The organism is Pedobacter sp. KBW01 (assembly GCF_003852395.1).
Lineage (GTDB): Bacteria > Bacteroidota > Bacteroidia > Sphingobacteriales > Sphingobacteriaceae > Pedobacter.
Genome location: NZ_QAJQ01000023.1, coordinates 68,401 through 87,926, shown reverse-complemented (window position 1 = coordinate 87,926; position 19,526 = coordinate 68,401). Strand labels below are relative to the sequence as shown.

The following is a 19,526-nucleotide window of genomic DNA, read 5'->3' as shown; positions in this document are numbered from 1 at the left end:
AATTATATGCAACTCTCAAGATTTCAAAACACTAAAATTTACACGTCTGGTGTAAACTTTTTTATTTATTGGAAAAATAATTCCAATGCGCCTACACTTCAATTTAATGATAGCTTTATTCAAAATGCCGCTAACAATTGGGTCTTGCTTTTTCATGAAAATCTGATTGACCATAGTAAACTTGATGAAATCATTTTCTTGAATGTGCTTAGTACATTAGATGATCAAAATGCAGTAATCCTCTGGGTAGACGACTTTGCTTACAAAAATGATTTAATAGATAGATGTAGAAAGATTTTTCTAAATAAAAATGTCATATCAGATTCTACTTTAGAATTTGAGCAGAACCAATTATTAAATACGCACAAATTTTCATTTTTTGGTTTTGGTGGAGCTATAATTTCTATTCTCAGCGATAAAAAATTCTTGATTAAAAGAAATGATGCTAAAGTCTTTACTTTTAAAGTCAACAGATCTAATTGTTTTTTAGCAAGTATAACCATAGGTCTCACCGAAAATACCAGTTGTATTAACTTCAGTTCTCATTTTGACCAGATAACTAAGAGCTTATCCATCTCCCTCCCTTATCTGTCTAAAAAATTGCTCGATGATCAAAAAGAACCGGTAGTTACTGCTAATTTTTTTGATGCTGCCAACCTGGTTGGGTGTGTTTTGGAAGCGGATTATTTCCCTTTTCAAAAGACAAATCAATCTACCTTCAAAATTGCAGCACTTAAAAAAAACAAAAGCTTAAAAACGAATTTGATAGACGTAAATGGTCAAAACTTAGAAACAACAGAAATCGAAAACCTTACATTCTCTTTTTCCAAGGTTGTAGTTGATGAGCAGAATCCATTATACAATCGTTATATTCTATCACCAACCGATGGCCAGATAAATACAAACCAAAATAATTCACTTGTAGGTTATTCAGGCACCGAAATGCTTGCTTTAGAGGATAAATCTAATACGTTATCCATTTCATTTGCTAAAACAAAAGACTTTTTTGTAGATGAAAATAAAATTGATATTGGTGTTTATAATCAGAAATCGGAAGTAGGCACTTTCACTTTCGTCAATAACGCAAAATATAATTTAGATACAGAAAGATCACCTTTATTCGATAATGCCAAGAAGGTAACAACGCTAGGTGATACGAGTTTGGAAATCCAATATGCACCTTTGTATGTTTCAGATTTGCCTGCAAATACTAAGATCCCGATTTTACCAACATTAGCATTTGGAGGTAGCGAAGAATTAAAGGAATTAGAAAAAATCTTTACACAGATAAGAATTAATAGGCTACCTAAAACTACCAAATTAAAGCCTAAAATAGGAAATTCAAAATTTGTTACGCCCCAAGGATTTTTAAGGGATGGGAATAAAATTGATTTCATTAAACCCTATCAGAGAACAGCTAAAAGTGGTTTGGTAGACAATTTTCAATTTAGTATAGATGGTGTAGGTGCAAATTCTGATTTTTATCTATCCTTAGGTAAAGCAGAGGTGTTTTTCGTATTAACTCCAGCAATGCTCGAAGCTAGACCCGAAGTACTACAGGCCACTTTTATGCTAGAAAAATTTAAGGTAGAGCTGGCCAGTTTTAATGCCGTAAGCACTGACCCTACTAAGGAAAAAACATATCTCATATTTAAATTTGGTAAAAAAACTTTCAATGAACTACTAGAAGACACGACTAAATGGAGTAATTATGGGCACTTCAAAACTGGCGCAGATCAAAATCTGATCAGTGAAATTTTAAAGGTTTCTACCTTTCCTAATACTAACGATTATGCTTATTTTAACAATACCATTAAGAATGACCCAAATTGGAATGGGCTAATTATACTTAATATTCCTATAAGTGATCCCAACCAACTTCCTGATCTCTTAAATGGACTAACCAGTTCTCAAGAATTAGATTCAAGTGCATCTATAGCAATGACTGGTGAAAAGCGCAAATTTAAAACAGGGTTAAAATTTCAATATGTTGCTTTTCAGACCAACCGTACATTTATTGATGATGGTGAAGTTAACATCAAGTCCACGAGCTTTTTTGGTTTGATTGATTACGACCTTTTGAATGATAAAAGTGGTGCAAAATCGGTAGACTATGATGAAGTATCTAAGCATTTTCCTGATAAGAAAAAGGATATTGTAGACTATAGTTTTTTGTTGACCAAACTATTGGTACGATTTGAAAACTCTGCAATTCATGATTTTAAATCATTTGCTTTTCTTCAAGTACCGAAAACATTTGATGACGATATTACAATAGATCCTTTTAAACTGGTTCATCCTAACATCAGTATACCGGGTGCTGTTGAAAAAGATAATTTTATCAGGCTTGAAGGCTCAATAGAAGCCAACGGAAAAGGTACAGAAGATATCAGGTTTACTGCCCAATCTAATTTAAAAATTACATTTGATGATGGTAGGGATCACAAAAGTATCATAAAAAGTATAACGGTAACGAAAGTTTCTTTTACCAATGAAACAGCAAACCGATTTAGGTTTGATATTAATGCTACTGCTGATACCGATTTTCGTGCACTTAAGGATATCATTTCTATTGATGATCTAAAGTTTGAAAATATTGGATTTGGATTTGAAATGGGAAGCAAGTTGCCAAAATTGGATTTTGATGTTTCTAGACTTTTGGTTTTTCCTAAGATCAATTTTAATGGAAAAGGTTTTTTGAGCAGTTTTCCCATTAAGTTTAGTTATTTTGATACCTTTAAATTCAAAAAAACAGCTGTCAATTCGATTAAAATCGATTACGATTTCTTCACCTTCCCATCCGTTAAAGTCCCAAATATAGGCCTCGGATTAGAGAGTAATCTCTTTTCATTCGTGTTTGATTTTGATTTGGGGACCCTTGGTAACCTGAGTGCATTAAAAGACCTAACCGGACAGCTATTAATGGGCTGGTCTGCTAAGGGAGGGTTTGCCTTAGGCTTTAAATTAAATGGACCTAGTACCGATGGGCTTCATTTAAATTTGTTCGGCGGACTTAAGCTCGATGTGAAGGAATTAGATTATGGAAAATTTAAACCTAAAAATTTTACAGAGTGCAATACTTATTTTTTAAGGCTCAATGATGCCAGAATAACCATTTTTGGGAAGCCATACCCATCAGAAAAAAATGTATTTAGTGGTATTATCATCACCAATTTTTCTACCGCTGATAAAAAGATTGCTTGGTTAATTACCTACGAAAAGAAAGATAGCGATCTGGTGTTAGCCTTAGGCCAGCGAATGGGGCCGCCAATAAATTCCTCCATTACAACAACAGTTGCAGCTATAGATGCAGTAAAAGATACATTTAAAATCAAGCTGAAAGAACTTGATCCTTGTAATGATAGTCTTTTCTATGATAAAATAAACTTTAGGCCAGAAAGAAACTGGATTGTAGCTTCAGAATCAATTGTGCCTAAAGATTGGCCGTTGGATCTTAAGTTTATTTTTAATGATCCATCAATATATGGTCTATATTTGGCACTAAAGGGCGAATTCTTAAAGGGTTTTAGTATAGATATTCTTTACAAGAAATTAGCTGAAAACCTTGGAGTTTATACTGCTGAAATTCAACTACCAGACGAGCTCAGAAACCAAGAACTTGGTGGTGGATCATTAACATTGCCGAACATTGGCATAGAGATTTATACGAATGGTGATTGGAAAGTAGATATCGGTTTTCCAAGAAGTGGGAATGACTGGAGACGTTCTGGTTTCATTCAGTTAAGAACAGCCCCTCCATTTGTAGGGTTCTTCGGATTTTATATGATGATGTCTAAGATAGCATCAGTAACGCTCTTTAAAGGATACGTAGCGGATACATATTCGACAAACAATTTACAAATCATCCAAGCTGGATTTGCGCTTAGGGTTGGATTGGGATATTACCTCAATAAAGGTATCCTATATGCTGGCGCATCAATAACAGTGTATGGCATACTTGAAGGAGCATTTGCTTTTGAAAAGGGAAAAGGTCTTGAACAAGTATTTCCAGACCATTTTGCTGTATTGGGAAGAACAGGCGCAATTGCCGAGCTTATTGGGTATGTTGATTTTAGGATTGTAAAAGCTTCTGTACATATCTCTTTAAGTGCAGAATTTGGTATGTTGATGGTATACATCGGAAATGATCGTGTACAAAATGATCAAGGAAACTTTTTATCAAAAGGAATCCAGCCCGTACTTGTTTACATTGAGGGAAATGTTACTGTGAAGGTTACCATCAAAGTTGGGTGTGTAAAAATCCGTTTGAAGTTCCATAAAACTTTACGCTTTGAATATACCATTGGAGGTGGATCATCTAATAGATCTGCACTTGCACTTCAAGGTCTGAATTTTATGGAGTTAAAGACCCTGGTGGCAAAACCAAAATTAATCATCCATATTAAAGGAATTAAGGCAGTGCCGATGATTTACATTCCGGCTTTTTCAAAAGTAAATGAAGAAGGAGTGGAGGTGCTAAAAATGATTCATTATTTCATGATCCCATTTTTTGGTAAAAACGTAGAAAAAGATGCTGATGGAGAAGTAACTAAAGTAATTCCAAGCAATTTTAATATCCTCAAAGACAAAATCATCTTGCCTTTTTTCAATGAATTAATTGCGCAGTTAACGCTTGCCAAAGTTGATGAACCAGGCCTGTATGATACATTGCGCAGGGTATTGGTTACAGGGGAGGCAATAAGAACAGTTGCAGGTGTTGAAGAGAAAATTGAAATTGATATCAAGCTAGATGCATATATACCAACCTTCATTCAAGGAATAAATTCACAAGATAAAAAAGTTGTCAATGATATTTTAAAAACACATTTTGGCTTTGATGCTGCTGAGCTTAAACCGGATTCTGTAAATGACAATTCAATTACTGTTAAATATGAAGACGAGCACCTCTTGATTCCTGCACCAATTGGTAAAAACATTCAAATTGTGGACGAAAATAATCAGGTTATATTGCCTGCCACCAAGAATGGTTTTGATATTAGCGTAGAAGGTTTAGTGCAAGACGATGCTGGTAACACCAAAATTAGTGCTAAAATTGGTACGGTTAATTATAATGAGGACGTAATTGACTACATGGAGGATTTCTTCGATGATTATAAAACGCAATTTTTAGAAAGAAGAGAAAAATCACTAAAGCTAAAAACAGCTGTTCAAGATATTAGAGAGGAAATTATCATCCCAGAATTTTTCAAACTAGTAGCCTTACTAACCTTAGAAGCATTCCATAATGATACCAATCCAAAGCATGAAAAAGGCACTACAGAATACAATCCTATTGTTAGCTTAGATGCAAATGGTAATTTTTCTTATGATAATGGAAAACTATGGGAAACTAATAATGCACTTACAGAAATTGTTGGACAACTGAATTATTTCTATAACAGTGGATTAAGGTTGCCAACTGTTTTGAATGATCCAACTACAAAATCAATTTATAGTATTTTAAAGCAGGAGGAGATTGTTAAGCCATTAACAACAGTAGATTTAAAAGACATCAAAGTGTCCGTCAACAATGTTGATCTTACAAAAAATGTTTATGCTGACGATAAGGCAAAAACAGCTATGTTGCAACTGATCAAGGGGTTTGGGCCTGGATTTTCATTTGATGAACTTAAAAAAGAATTTAAACCGATCAAATTTACAAGGCCATTTAAATTGATGCCAGTTAGTCTAGCCATTCAAAATGGAAAGCTAGCTGTGAAAGATAGATGTAGATTTTTTGAATTCCCTAAAAAACTTGCCCAACAATCATCAGCAAAAGCGAGGTATGCTTTTGAAATTAACTATGCTAATTATAAAGTTCAGGTTGAAGGAAAAGATGTTGTAGAATATACCACTAAAGACAATTCTTTAAAAGGCTTTTCGAAATGCCTAAATATCTCCATTAAGGTTAAAAAACATAGTAAAAGGATTTTGGAGGTTGTTAATGTATTTGCAGATGACTTGAACCTGATGAATGCATTACATAACGACAATTTTGATATCGATAAAATCGATTTTTACTATCAACATGAACCTGCAGCCAATGGGGCAGAAGAAATGATCTCCCTTGATGAATTAACTACTGATTATGCTACCATCCTAAAAACAAATCTTTCTCCTCGCACTGCACCGCCATTGTTTAATGAATTGAGTGCTGCTTTTTTGAAAAAGGGAGATGATGACCGTAAATATTGGGATGATTCGAACCAAGCAGATAAGTCTAATTTCATTCGTTTGGTTTGGGAATCTCTTACCACAAATAATGGAGGATATTTTCTAATTCTAGACAAGGATGCACCAAAATTTGATGATGATTCTAGCGGAAAAGAATTAGAAACTGGAACTGTTATCTTATCGCTGGCTGGCAAAAAAGCACCAAACACCGCTATACCTGCGTATTTTAATGCATTTAAATTAGATCTTTTGGCGGATCCAATTAATGCCACAATTATGGCTGGATTAACAGCAAATACCCATTATTTTTATCTTGATGAAGTGATCATGAGTAATGAGGTATTTACAAACAAAAAGGTTTTAGAATACTATCCAACTATTCCAGCACATAACCTCGGCTTAGAAGTAATTCGAGATGTTGATCCTAAGAAAAAGTTAAACTATCATAATTATCTGCCGCTAGAATTTAACCTAAGTAAAAAAGGAGGAGCTGAAATTTTATCGGCTGATAAGATTTTACCGATAATGCCAACCAATAAAAATGATCAGGATGATAATCAGTTAACCTATAACCACATTTCCCCTCTGGTTATTCAAGATAAAATTGATGTAGAAGGAAAGAATTTAAAGCGATATGATGAAATTGGCAATACCTTCAGTATTAATATCAACTTAAGGGATGTATTCGGTTATCGTACCAATTCTAAAGGAAATTATATCGCTAGTGCAGATTATACGCATTATTACTTCGATAAATTGGTGCAAATTGAAGCTTGGCCACTCATTAGGTTTAGTTATTGGTTTAAAGGTTATGTTACTGGTAAACTGCAATTTGAACTTTCATGTAACTGCGACATCAGAGAAATTTTAGATATGGCGGGTATTGATAAAATCAAGGACGTATCCAACCCGGCGGATGTAAAACTAGTTTATAAGTATAAAAAGAACGATATAATAGCAAAAGATGATGTAAAAAAATTAGGATTGGTAATTCCAGGTGTACTGAATAATCTTTATACTATTTATGCGCAGCTAACAGATAAAAAAGTTATCGCCGAAATTAACGGGTTAAATGCAGCTGCTGAAAAAATAAAATGGATAAGTAAAATTCAACAACTCATTGAAGAACTTACTTTCATCCTAATTGAGCAAAAATTCCCAGACACAAAAATTACAAGTAATGTATTTACAGTAGAACACGCTACTTCATTTAAACTTAAAAAAGAATTAGGTGTTCAGATTATTCTGAAACGTACAAATTTTGCACTGCACACTGGGTCAAATGATATGTTTAAGCCAGTAGTTACCGATTCGGTCGCTTTAGCAGATTTAACTGAACCCTATATTTGGGATTATGATGCGACTCATCAAATTGCTAGTTATGTTAAACTTTTAAATCCTAAAGCAAAAAACAACTCAAAAATAAAAGATTTAAATGATGCCATCAAATCCACTACGGCAAGTGCTTTCTGTTTAGGTATTTCTACGGAAATAAAAGAAGATACACTTACCAAACAAAAACTGAGTGAAAAAATACTTTATCTGATAAATGGAACAAATTTAGCCGCCATTAGGGCAAGGGTTAATAACAAAACTTTCGATGAAGCAAGTTATTTTGGTATCAAACCGTTTTCTAACAAACTTTGGTCTGGAGACTATACCCCATCATTTGACTCAAATTATACCACATTCGCGAATGTTGATTTAGATAAATCACTCAAGGCGGTGCTAGACAAAATAGATCAACTTCTAAAAGCAGATTACCTGCCTGATTCGATTTTGCCTAATGGCACAATCAATCCTGTGGATAATAAAATCATTTATAATAATTTACTTATAGGGAAAAAAACAATCGTTGAAGAAAAACTTAAAACACACATCGATTGGGTAATGAAAGATGAGCCAATAACTGCCGGAATGACCAAAGAGTTTAGAGATTTGTTGTTAAGTAACCTTTCAAGCTTTTATGCCTATGATGGTATGATTAAAACATCATGTTCGGGCTTAGATGTATTAAAAGAGATTGATTCGAGTGGAAATGTTAAAGAACATCGATTAACTATCAATTTTAAACAGGCTAAGGATAGTAATTATAATCTAGTGTCTTCAAAACTCGGTAATCATGGTGAAGAATGGTATATCATGTTCGATCAGCATGAAAATCTTATTGATAACATTAACTTTTCGGTTAAACCAGAAATTACACATATTGAATGTGATTATGAAAGTCTGGATCCTGATGACATCATTCAACAATCAACATGGATTCAGCTTATTTCTCCAGTGGCTTTAGGTGATAGCGAATATCTTGTTAAAGATTGGAAGAAAATTACAAGAGAGTTTCCAGATAAACCTCAAATCATTAAACACCAAGCCGTTCAAATGTATAAAGACGGAGACCCAGATATTAAATATTGGAACCCTGCAAAAATTGGCCTATGGAATTATGAATTTGGTGTGAATGATGTTTATACTAAAGATGACATTGTGAATGTTGAATTACACATCCAAAGTACCGATAAATCTAAATCAATTGACCCAGAGCCTAATATAGAAGGATTTATCGCCTATTGGTCGTCGAATATTTTAAAATTAGATATCAAATCTCCAAGCTTTATTAAAGATCTTAATCAGTTTGTAGATGATCTGAACGATCAATTAAATATACTAAGTTTAGTCAAAACAGGAGCTTTAAAGGATGTGGAAACGGTTTATACTTTTGAGTTACAGAAATTAGGTGCATCAAAATGGAAAATTAAGAAGATTATTGATCCAATTAATGTCGTGTTTAAAGATAATGTAGACACTGCACCTAATGTTTTGATTGGGCCTTTTGATATTCTAAAATCCAAAGATAGGGTTGTTTCGGTAACCCCGTTTGTTAAAATTCGTAGAAATTTTGACGTAGGAAACCCTGAGTTTCACTATGTAACAGAAACTGTAACACCAAGTAATGCGGCCACACCACAACTCAAATATTTTGCTCCGATACGAATCGAATCCGAAAGTCCGAAGAAAGTAACCCTTGATAGTGTTTATACCTTAATGGCACAAATGGAATTACCATATAAGTCTACAGCCAAATTATTAATCAATACAGCAGACCTAGATCAGAAACCAACTACTGTATTGCCTGTAATTCCGATCAGACAAATGGAATTTCTGCCTACAGGAAAGCCAAATTTATCGGGTGTCATTCCTATCGATAAAATGTTTGAAACCTATGCCAATGGTTATCCATCTATTTCTCTAACGATTTATAATGATGGGGGTGAGGATGATCTCCCGATTTTCTTTGCCGACAATATCTATAAACAAAAGCAATAACTAAAATTATGAGTTTAAAAATCAGCCTTTACAGCCCCGAACTTTTTGAAACAAATGATGATGTAGACATCATATTTGAAGTTACAAATACTGCTAATCATGCAGTAAGTATATTAAAGTGGTTTACTCCTCTTGAGGGACTTCGTTCATCATGTTTGTTGATTAAATCTGGAAATAAAATCATTAGGTATGAAGGTATCAAAGTAAAGCGGGGGGAGCCAGATCAAGAGAGTTTTCTGGAGATTGAGCCAGGAGAAAGTGTGTCGCAAAAAATAAGCCTTGAAGAAGCGTATAACCTACCCTTAAGCGGAAATATAAAGGTAAAATTCGATTTAAGTAAGTTGTTCGCAATTGATGATTTGAAGAAAAACATAAAAATTGTCTCTCAATATAATAAGCTAAAAATAAATCAATTAGCTGCTGTGGGTTGCGTGTTTAAACTCAATCGGAAGAATAAAAAGGTCATGACTTTTGGAGCTAAGATGCAAGGTGCCAAGGTTAGTAAGCTTAAAACTAATGCGCTCAAAGACCCGAAAGTGAAAGATATGAGCACAGATGAGGCCAAAAAAATTAAAACAGCTCACAGCAATGGCTATGCTCTGGCTAAAGCAGCGTTAACATCACTTGCAAACGATCCAAAATATGTAAAATGGTTTGGAGCGCATAATGCAGCTAGGTTTGCTGAGGTTAAAAGAGTTTTTGGTAAAGTTAAATCTGGTCTTGAAGCCGTTGAATTTACTTATATCAATAATGGACCAAGTTGTGGACCTAAGGATATAGCCTATACAGCGGATGGAAGTGATAAAATATGGTTGTGTAAAGGTTTTTGGGGCCTTGGTGCCACGGGAGTAGATTCGCAAGCCGGAACAATCGTACATGAACATAGTCATACTTCCGGGTTTACAGATGATCATGAGTATGGAATTGCAAAATGTGTGCAATTGGCAAAAGATGATCCTGAAAAGGCAATAGATAATGGCGATAGCTATCAATTTTACTCAGAAACTTAACACAAACTCATATGCACTATCACATCATTTCAATCATTCTGTCCATTACTTGCTTTATCATTATATTGCTAGTAGGGACCTTAACTCAAATTTTAAGGGAGGGATATAGGCCGGATGCAGCATTAGCACCATTTAGTTTTTCGAGAGTACAACTCTGGCTATGGACGTTAATTATCATTCCAATATTTGCTCTGAATTGGGGATTTGTAAACCCCACAAAACCAGAAATTAATCCAACTTCACTCATTTTACTTTCCATATCAGGTGCGCTAACCTTAACATCTGCAGTAATTTCCCAAATTCATCTGAATGCCAATCAGCTCACAAAAATTAAAAATGATACTAAAGGCTTTTTTTATGATATTTTAGTAGATGATCAAGGACAACTTTCAATTGCTAGACTGCAAAATTTTGTTTTTACAATTGTTTTTGCAACCATCTATGTAACCATATTCTTCTCAAACGGGCATAAATATGCAGATTTTGATGATTATGTTTATGCTTTAATGGGAATATCTTCTGGAACTTATCTTTTTGGTAAGGCCCTTCGGAAATAGATGGATTAGCTTGCGTTCGAGGTGTAAGAAGGTCGGATTAACAGCTGGTAAAAGACGTACTTTCGGGATCGAAACAATTGAGCGTATTATCTGCCAAATACACAGATTAATGGGCATAAATGAGGGCATTAAATATTATATAGATTATTGCGGCGTCAGTCTATGAGATTGAATTGCTGGTATTTTCATTCAGTCCTTTTGGTGGGCCATTAGGAATACTTGGTTTAATGAAACACGGCATGTCACAGCACTGCCAGGTAATATTGGTTAATTCTATTTATGACCCTGAAAATAAAAGGGACAGACATTTTGAAATTCTTAATCAAATCTGCATAGCTGTATACTTTTTATCACTGCTTGGAGCTTGCCTTTCATTCTTCTTCTACAAAGGAAACAAAATAAAAAAATACAAAATTGGAATAGTCCTCTTTGCTGACCCAATAAGAACAGAGATAGGTCATTGACCAATCAAGTATTTGGTTACCTAAACGTCTCTTGGTATAGCAGGCAGCTTAACTGAAAGTAGCTGGGTTTTATTGCCTGGCTATTTTTTCTGAAATACAAAACTCCGTCAACGTTTAAGATTCCACAGCTGTCTTGACTATCGGGGCAAGAGATTTTAAGAGTCTTTTTCCTCTTGTTACATTCTGATTTATGCCAATTCCCTGATAGTGAATTTACTTCATGAGCTATTTAACTTCGTTCTTATCGTCAATCTGTGTGTAAGTGCTTGCAGTTTGGGTTTATCTAATCAGTCTTTTCAACAGCAGGATACATATCGCGCTTATAGATGATAGAGGTTGGAAGTTCAAGTATTCCCTTAGAAATTTGTATATTTGTATAATTAATTTTTAATGAAACAAATTAAGGATGAACTACAAAGTATCATTATTGGAAATGGACAGGATGGCTCAAACAGCAAACTCCAAAAAGTCCAAAATTTCCTTAGAAGAAATGCGCAACCAGGCCCAGAATCTAAAGAACAAAAGTATCTCAAAAGTGAAGAAGAGTCACTCCTAATTGATTTTGCGAAGAATGAAAATCTATTCTACCCTGGGGAAATCTCGGAAGAACTGTTCATCAGCGAAGGCGCTGAACAGAGAGTTTATCGTTTCGATGATCACGGCGTAATCAAGCTTAATAGCGGCCTGTTTTACGAATATTGGCTAGACTATTTCAATAGCCTGCTGGTCCATAATTATTTTTTCAAGTCTACCGCTTACGATTTTTTGGGATTTAAGATCATCGGAAATGAGTTTTTTGTAGTCGTGAAGCAGGATTTTATTCTTGCTACTGAAACGACAGACTTATCATTAGTCCGTGATTTTTTAGTGTTTAATAACTTTAGCCATATTCGCAACAATGACTATAAAAGCCTACAACTTGGGCTGATCTTTGAAGACCTCCACGATGAGAATGTGCTTAGTCGAGAAGGCCTGCTATATTTTATTGATACCGTATTTTATCTAACTCCGGACTTTTATAACGTCTCTTAGGACAGTAGTTACTGGTTCACCCTTAAGGTTAACTATGGCTGCGGGTTTAATAACCTTGTGTCGAGTAGGTATAGTTAGCCCAGTGCTGAGTTTTCCTGATGGATGGTGTAATTTGAGGGGATACATAAAGTTCCCATTTTGAATCCTGGGATAATCGACCCTTTCGGAAGGCAAGGATAATAGCCAAAACTACTGTTTCTAAAATGGATATTTTCGGCGGGGGAAGGCTTGATCTTTACCGTCTGCCTCGCTGAAAACCTAATCTTATCAAAATGCTTTTAAAAAGCAATAGGCAATATTAAATCCAGAGCCGCCTGAACTGGCTCTAACATAGTATAGCTTACAATGGGATCAACATTTGGTCCACCCCGGTTCCCACCAAAACGACGGCTAAAAAATGATTTCATTATGAACTAATGTAATTGTTAAATTTCGCTGAGCTTCACGTCATAAAAGTGCTCGTTCATTTTCAGGCACTCCTTCCAGGTAGAAACAATAACCCTTTTATAAACGATAAAATAATATGTGCAACCTAAGCTTGCAATAAAATTGAGAAAGCTGCATATTATAACTTTGAACCGTGTTTTTTGCTTAAACTATAATCAATCAGAAAATAACCAATTGTGCAATTTTAGTCGAACGGGCCTTAGTACCAAGGTTTGACTTTGATGACAGGGTTAGATTGTAAATACCTTTATTGCTGCTTAACTCGATTTTAAACTTTGTTTTTCGCCTATAGAGCCCCTTATGAGTGTTTTTTTAAAACTTAACTTTTAGCTAAATATTTAGATAGGGTTACCTTTAGGGTTACATATAGGGCTACAATTTAACAGATTTATGGCCGTTTCCCAGGTGCTATATAGCCTTTAAGTAGTTAAAATATCCACATTTTAAGGCGATTGTATACCCCAAATTACCTCATTTTTACGGGGTAATTTATTGTTTAATATCTTGTTTATTAGTGTTTTATTTGTTTTGGTGTTTGTTGGTGGTGTGTGGGGGAATAATCTAAGACATATTGTTTATTCTGATGCTTGCCTTTACTAAAGCGATACTTGAAACCCCTGCAATTCTGATATCCTTGGCTTGGTGATTAGAGTTTTGGCTAACTAGTTTGATGTAGTCATCACCCTTATCTGATTTTTGGATGTACTTTACTGTTACCATCTCATCGCCATCAAAGGAATAAGACAAGAGATACATCTCGCCCCAAAAAATATTTTCAACAAAGTTTTGGATCACCTTGTAAATTACAATATCGCCTGATTTTAACAGCGGGTACATGCTGTCCCCAACTATACTGATAGCGCCGTCACATTTAGGTAGGTTGGGTATTTTGATTCGATCTAAGACGTTAGCTTTTTCATTAAAGACCGAAGTTAAGCCTGCTGCTGCCTGGAAGTCATACAGCGGAATTTCCTGTAATTCTTGTTTAATGTCTGTTCGCATCAAATATTTCTTATTAAGTATAGCAACTTGTTCGTTTGCGGGAGCGTGTGTGTCTTTCATCATTAAGCCAGTTCCGGTAATTAACCATTCTAGATTTATATCCTTATATTTTGAGTAAAATTTCTCAACAGTATCCATCGTTAGCCCACTGCTTTTATCTAAAACCCCATTGGAAATGCCTGTTTCAGTATAAAATTTGTTTTTGCTAACTCCTTTTATTTCAAGGTACTGCATGATGCGCTCCTTCTGAATTGAGATATTTTTCATTATTTATTTTTTAAACTGAGATATTTATCTATACATTTGCTTTCGTATTAAAAGCAATAAGAGCAATGAACAAAAATAGTCAAAATCGTAATACATACAATACCGTAGTGATCTCCGAATTATCGTCCAGACATGGATTTACTAAGATTTTTATCAGACAATGCCTTAAGGGCGATAGGAATAGCCTTTCCGCCGATACAATCAGGAGAGAGTATAAACAACTTGTAAAAAAAGTAGAAAGTGCATTAAACCACTAATATTTATGTATAAGGCTCCATACGAATTATTTAACAATCAATACGGGGTGCGCTTGAGCTACATTGTAAGTGATGTAGATAAGCGTAATGCCGAGAGTGTCGCTTTATTTAGTTACAGTGCTTACAAACTACGGTCTCATCGAAATCAGGGGTTCAGAATTAAAGAGGGAAGGGGTTTAGGGAACGAGGCTCTGATAAATTTCTCCAAGCTACCGGTTCAGGAACAAAATGTTTTGATCGAAAAATGGGGTGATCCGGCTAAAACGACAAAGCATCATCAGTTTAAGGATTTTATTACACCGGATGCTGCAGCACTTAGTTTTTTTAGTGCCTATCGCCTTGCGGATGGCCGGTCATTGCCTAAAGAGGTTATTTTGAATTACACTACTCATGCTTCCATTTTAAATGCCTGCCACATCATTATCAGCAATAACAGTGCAAGACGTAAAGCAATGGGTGGCGTAAAGGCCAATATCTGGGGGAAACTGGCAGAGTGCGTATTTAATTTGGATAAAAAAGAATTTGGCCATTCACTGCCACCTAACTATCGCCGTTTACAGGAAAAATTTAGAAAGTATAAAAAAGAGGGGTATACAGCTTTAATACATCGAGGTTTTTGCAATGATAATAGTAGAAAAGTAACTGTAGATGTAGAACGCTTGATCCTAAGTTTATATATCGCACAAAATAAGCCTTATGTTGGCGATGTAAGTAATGATTACCTGCGTTTTTTGGCAGGGGATATCGATATTTTTGATTTTCAGACAGGGGAGGTTTTTGATCGCAACCAGTTCTGTGAAAACGGGCAGCCAATAACCTTGAGTGAAGCCACTGTCTGGAATTATATCAATGAACCTGGCAACAGGATTATTGTAGATAAGTTTAGAAGCGATAGTCTCACATTCAATAGTACGCATCGCCCACATCACCACCGGCACGCACCAAACTATTCTTTCAGTAAAATATCAATGGATGACCGTGATTTGCCACGGAAAATGCCGAATGGCAATCGGGTTAAAGCATATTATGCTTATGATATTACCAGTGGGTGTGTAATTGGCGTGGCTTACAGCCAAACTAAGGATAAAGCATTGTTTATCGATTGCATGCGCAATATGTTTCATTTTCTTGACCGAAACGGCTATGGGATGCCAATGCAGGTTGAGGTTGAGCATCACCTGGTTAATACTTTCAAAGAGGATTTAATGCAGGCAGGGGTAATTTTTCCATTTGTGCGCTGGTGCAATCCAGGCAATTCGCAGGAAAAATGGGCTGAAACAGGCAACCGAATTAAGAAGTATGGCTATGAAAAGCGCTACCAGGATGGTATCGGGCGTTTTTATTCGCGCCTGGAAGCAAATAAAACCAAAAGTGAGAAAATATTCGATGCTCAGAACAATAACTATAAGGAGAAAACATATTCCTATCAGGTCCTTACTGCCGATGACAAGGAAATTATTGAAAAATACAATAATGCCCTGCATCCAAATCAAAAGAAGTACAAAGGTTTAACACGCGCCGAAGTATTGGCTATGTACGTAAACCCGGAACTGGCTCAAGTAGACCGTGCACTCCTGCTACGTTACATCGGTAATGTTGCAACCACAAGTATTCGCAGAAGCCAGTATGTACAGGTGCAATACGCTAAATACAGTTTGCCTGATCCTAAAGTTATGCTACGTCTGCTACCTAACAATTATGAAGTTAAGGCATATTATCTCCCAAACGAGTTTGGCGAAACTGACAGTGTTTACCTCTATCAAAATGAGGTATTTATCTGCAGATGTGAGAAAATAAGCGCTTACAATACTGCAAATGCAGAGTGGTCAGAAGAAGACCCCTTAAGTTATTCAAAGCAGGCACACTATGTAACCAAATTCGACAGCATGGTTAAACAAAAAAAAGCCGGTTTGTCAAGGCTTAAGGTTGTCGAAAACACCAATTACTATGCCCAGGGCGAAGTAGAGGTTTCTCTTGAAAGTGCCTTGCAACCCAATGAGCGGTTTGATTTACCAGAAGATTACCATTACGAAGATTACAACAGAATGAATGCCATTAACGCACTATAAATATGACACCTGAAAACATTAAAACCAAAATTGTTGCAGCCATAGGGCTGCAGCGAACGAAATTTGTGAGCGATGCCTCACAAGCGGTGGCCTTAGGCATAAATGCTGCACAGCTTAACCGCTTAAAAAAAGGCGATACACAAAATGTACTAAGTCATGGGAAATGGATTAGTATAGCCCGAAAACTTGATGTGCAATTAACTGATGCTCCGGCATGGGTGACTGCAAAAACCAATGTTTACCACTTTGTATATACCCAGTTAGAAACTTGCCAGAATAATTCACTCTCAGGAATATTATGTGACATGGCGGATATAGGAAAAACCTATGCCGCCCGTCAATATGTTAAAGAACACCAGAACGCGATATATGTGGACTGTGCCCAGGTAAAAAGCAGGCAGAAATTAATTCGTCATGTGGCCAGGGAGTTTGGGGTAAACCATACCTGCAGATATACAGATGTATACGACGATTTAGTCTATTACCTGCGTAGTGTTGAAAAACCAATCATTGTACTCGATGAGGCCGGTGACCTGGATTACTCTGCTTTTTTGGAGCTGAAAGCGCTCTGGAATGCAACTGAGCGATTCTGCGCCTGGTATATGATGGGAGCTGAGGGGCTGGAAGCCAAAATAACCAGGAATAAAGACCTGAAAAAGGTTGGCTATACCGAAATATTTAGCCGCTTCGGCAATAAGTACCAACAGGTAGTGCCCCACGGAAAAGAAGCCCGAGAAGATTTTATTAAACACCAGGCGGCTTTGGTGGCTAAAGCAAACGGAGCAACCGACATGCAGAAAATTTATGCCCGGACAGAAGGGAGTCTGCGTCGGGTATTTACTGAGGTTCAAAAATTAAAATTGGTATAAATGAATTTGAAAAGAGCTTTAAGTGGTGCTGAAGTTAAGACCATGAAATTTAAAACAATGGATTTTACCGGTGGGTGGTTAGATCTATTAGGTAAGCCTGAACCTGCGGGGTGCTGGCTGGTTTGGGGTAACTCGTTTAATGGTAAAACACGCTTTGTACTTACCCTTTGTAAATACCTTACTGCTTTCGGAAAAGTGGCTTACGATAGTTTGGAAGAAGGTTTTTGTAAAGATATGCAGGATGCATTAAGCGATGTAGGCATGGAGGATGTTAAAAACCGGTTTCAGTTTTTAGGAAAAGAAAGCATTCCAGATTTGACTACAAGACTTGAAAAGCCCAAAAGCGCAGCCATTGTGGTTATAGATAGTTTGCAGTATTCAGACCTTAACCTAAGGTCGTATAAAGAATTACGCTCCAAATTTCCCAAAAAACTATTCATTATCATCAGTCATGCCGATGGTAAAGAACCTGAAGGGAGAGTGGCCAAGAAAATTAAATATGATGCCGCTAAAAAAATCAGAATAGAAGGTTACCGTGCTTTTTCTCAGGTACGGGGAAAAGGATCGGCGCATTATGATATATGGCCGGCGGAGGCTGCAAGGTATTGGAACGAACTAACTTAAAAAAATGAAGGATTTTAACCAGCATATCAAAGAAATGTCGCAGCACTTTAATTTAAATAAAGAGGAAGTTACCAATCTGTTTCTGGATTTAGCAGATGAATTTTTGATGGACTATTCTGGTAATGCAAATGCTGCGAAAGTTTGGAAGGCAACACCAGAGTTTTGGCAGTGGTGGCAGCAGATCTGGCTAAATAGAGACAGCATGATCTTGAAGCGATATCCCCAAAGATTAACCGGTAGGAAGACCCTAAATCTTTATCTGATATGGCATAGCTCCAAATACACTGCAATGAAACCAAGCAAGGCGGTTTATGACGCCTTTATACAGATCATAAAACAAAATGAAATTTTACTTAACGAACTAATATAGCTATGGAACTAGGACAAATTGAAAAACTATTAAAATATTACAATAACAGCGAAATAAGGGTTGTTAACGATATGCATCCACATTTTAATGCGGTTGGGGACGTGATTGGTGGTGAAGAAACCGGACTTAAAGTCAAACGTTTCGATACCCAGCAAACCTTCTTCGTTCAGGCAGCTGATATTAAAATAACCAAAAGAAAGTAGACCCTAATCATAAAGAATAATTGCGCCATAAAATAGAGAATATGCAAAACAGATCAATCAACATTAACGAATTAAGTACCCTTGAACTGGAAAAATTACTTGCCGAGAAGAAGAAAGCTGAAAAACAACAACGCATGGCTGAAAAAGCCATTTATGAGAAGCATAAGGACGGCACAATCGAATTGCTTTGGGAGGAGGCGAATGAGCTGGCGCTGGCAACAGCCAGATTTAAAAATAAACTGCATACCGTTATGGATTTGCAGGCCGAGAAGCTGAATCAATATGGCGGTATAAGAGGCAATAGCAAGGGTGGGTTTGCAATTGTACACAGCAATGGCTCTAAAAATATTACCAGGCGCAGGGATACTGATCGTTTTTGGGATGAACGCGCAACAAAAGCTGTTGGATTAATTAAAGATTTTTTAAGCGATACCGTTAAGAAAAGAGATGCCCAGCTCCATGATATTTTAATGAGCTTTTTGGAAAGAAATGTAAAAGGTGATTTAGAATATGCCAAAGTCATGGACTTACTCAAGCATGAGGATAAATTTAATGACGTGCGCTGGGTCAGCGGCTTACAGCTGATTAAAGAAAGTTACAGCCAATCCTTTAAAGCCTTCGGTTACGAATTCAAGAAACGAAACCAAAGTGGCAAATGGGAGAGTTTGAGCCTTAACTTTTCTAGTCTCTAATTTCTTGCATATGCTACAAAGCACTGCCGAGGGATTAGTTGACACCGGCGTTGCATACTAAGTTTTAGAAAGCAAGTATTTTAGTGTTAATAGTTATAAATTCTGCTGATAAACAATGTTTTAAAGTAGATGTGAGTTTGAATATCGGGTAATTAGCCGATA

Annotated in this window: 12 protein-coding genes; 11 read left to right on the top strand and 1 reads right to left on the bottom strand. The window is 36.1% G+C overall.

Going from position 1 to position 19,526, the window contains the following annotated elements; translation table 11 throughout:
- Positions 1 to 6: 6 nt before the first annotated feature.
- The 5 genes from DBR40_RS21415 (at position 7) to DBR40_RS21395 (ending at position 12,564) form a co-directional block, all read left to right on the top strand.
- A complete protein-coding gene (locus tag DBR40_RS21415) occupies positions 7 to 9,501 on the top strand; it encodes a hypothetical protein (RefSeq protein WP_124561774.1) in 9,495 nt (3,164 codons plus the stop codon).
- Between the two features lie 8 nt (positions 9,502 to 9,509).
- Positions 9,510 to 10,511 (top strand): M35 family metallopeptidase, encoded by a 1,002-nt coding sequence (locus tag DBR40_RS21410; protein ID WP_124561773.1) that lies wholly within the window; start codon positions 9,510 to 9,512, stop codon positions 10,509 to 10,511.
- Positions 10,512 to 10,522: 11 nt separating this feature from the next.
- A complete protein-coding gene (locus DBR40_RS21405) occupies positions 10,523 to 11,068 on the top strand; it encodes a hypothetical protein (RefSeq protein ID WP_124561772.1) in 546 nt (181 codons plus the stop codon).
- 227 nt (positions 11,069 to 11,295) lie between these two features.
- Positions 11,296 to 11,532: a hypothetical protein gene (locus DBR40_RS21400; RefSeq protein ID WP_124561771.1), complete on the top strand. Its 237-nt coding sequence runs from the start codon at positions 11,296 to 11,298 to the stop codon at positions 11,530 to 11,532.
- 390 nt (positions 11,533 to 11,922) lie between these two features.
- On the top strand, positions 11,923 to 12,564 hold the full coding sequence (locus DBR40_RS21395; RefSeq protein WP_124561770.1) for a hypothetical protein: 642 nt from the start codon (positions 11,923 to 11,925) through the stop codon (positions 12,562 to 12,564).
- A 1,008-nt stretch (positions 12,565 to 13,572) separates the two neighbouring features.
- Here DBR40_RS21395 and DBR40_RS21390 read toward each other — a convergent pair.
- A complete protein-coding gene (locus DBR40_RS21390; protein WP_199748406.1) occupies positions 13,573 to 14,280 on the bottom strand; it encodes a helix-turn-helix transcriptional regulator in 708 nt (235 codons plus the stop codon).
- A 262-nt stretch (positions 14,281 to 14,542) separates the two neighbouring features.
- On the opposite strand from DBR40_RS21390, the gene DBR40_RS21380 reads away from it, so the two are divergent.
- The 6 genes from DBR40_RS21380 to DBR40_RS21355 are packed head-to-tail and all read left to right on the top strand — an operon-like array spanning position 14,543 to position 19,364.
- Positions 14,543 to 16,606, top strand: a complete 2,064-nt coding sequence (locus DBR40_RS21380; protein ID WP_124561768.1) for a hypothetical protein — start codon at positions 14,543 to 14,545, stop codon at positions 16,604 to 16,606.
- A gap of 2 nt (positions 16,607 to 16,608) precedes the next feature.
- Positions 16,609 to 17,475: an AAA family ATPase gene (locus DBR40_RS21375; protein WP_199748405.1), complete on the top strand. Its 867-nt coding sequence runs from the start codon at positions 16,609 to 16,611 to the stop codon at positions 17,473 to 17,475.
- Entirely contained in the window at positions 17,476 to 18,099 is a 624-nt protein-coding gene (locus DBR40_RS21370; RefSeq protein ID WP_124561766.1) for a hypothetical protein, read from the top strand. It abuts the gene before it with no gap.
- 4 nt (positions 18,100 to 18,103) lie between these two features.
- Entirely contained in the window at positions 18,104 to 18,469 is a 366-nt protein-coding gene (locus DBR40_RS21365; protein WP_124561765.1) for a hypothetical protein, read from the top strand.
- 2 nt (positions 18,470 to 18,471) lie between these two features.
- Positions 18,472 to 18,672: a hypothetical protein gene (locus DBR40_RS21360; RefSeq protein ID WP_124561764.1), complete on the top strand. Its 201-nt coding sequence runs from the start codon at positions 18,472 to 18,474 to the stop codon at positions 18,670 to 18,672.
- A gap of 41 nt (positions 18,673 to 18,713) precedes the next feature.
- Positions 18,714 to 19,364, top strand: a complete 651-nt coding sequence (locus tag DBR40_RS21355; protein ID WP_124561763.1) for a DUF3164 family protein — start codon at positions 18,714 to 18,716, stop codon at positions 19,362 to 19,364.
- Positions 19,365 to 19,526: the final 162 nt, after the last annotated feature.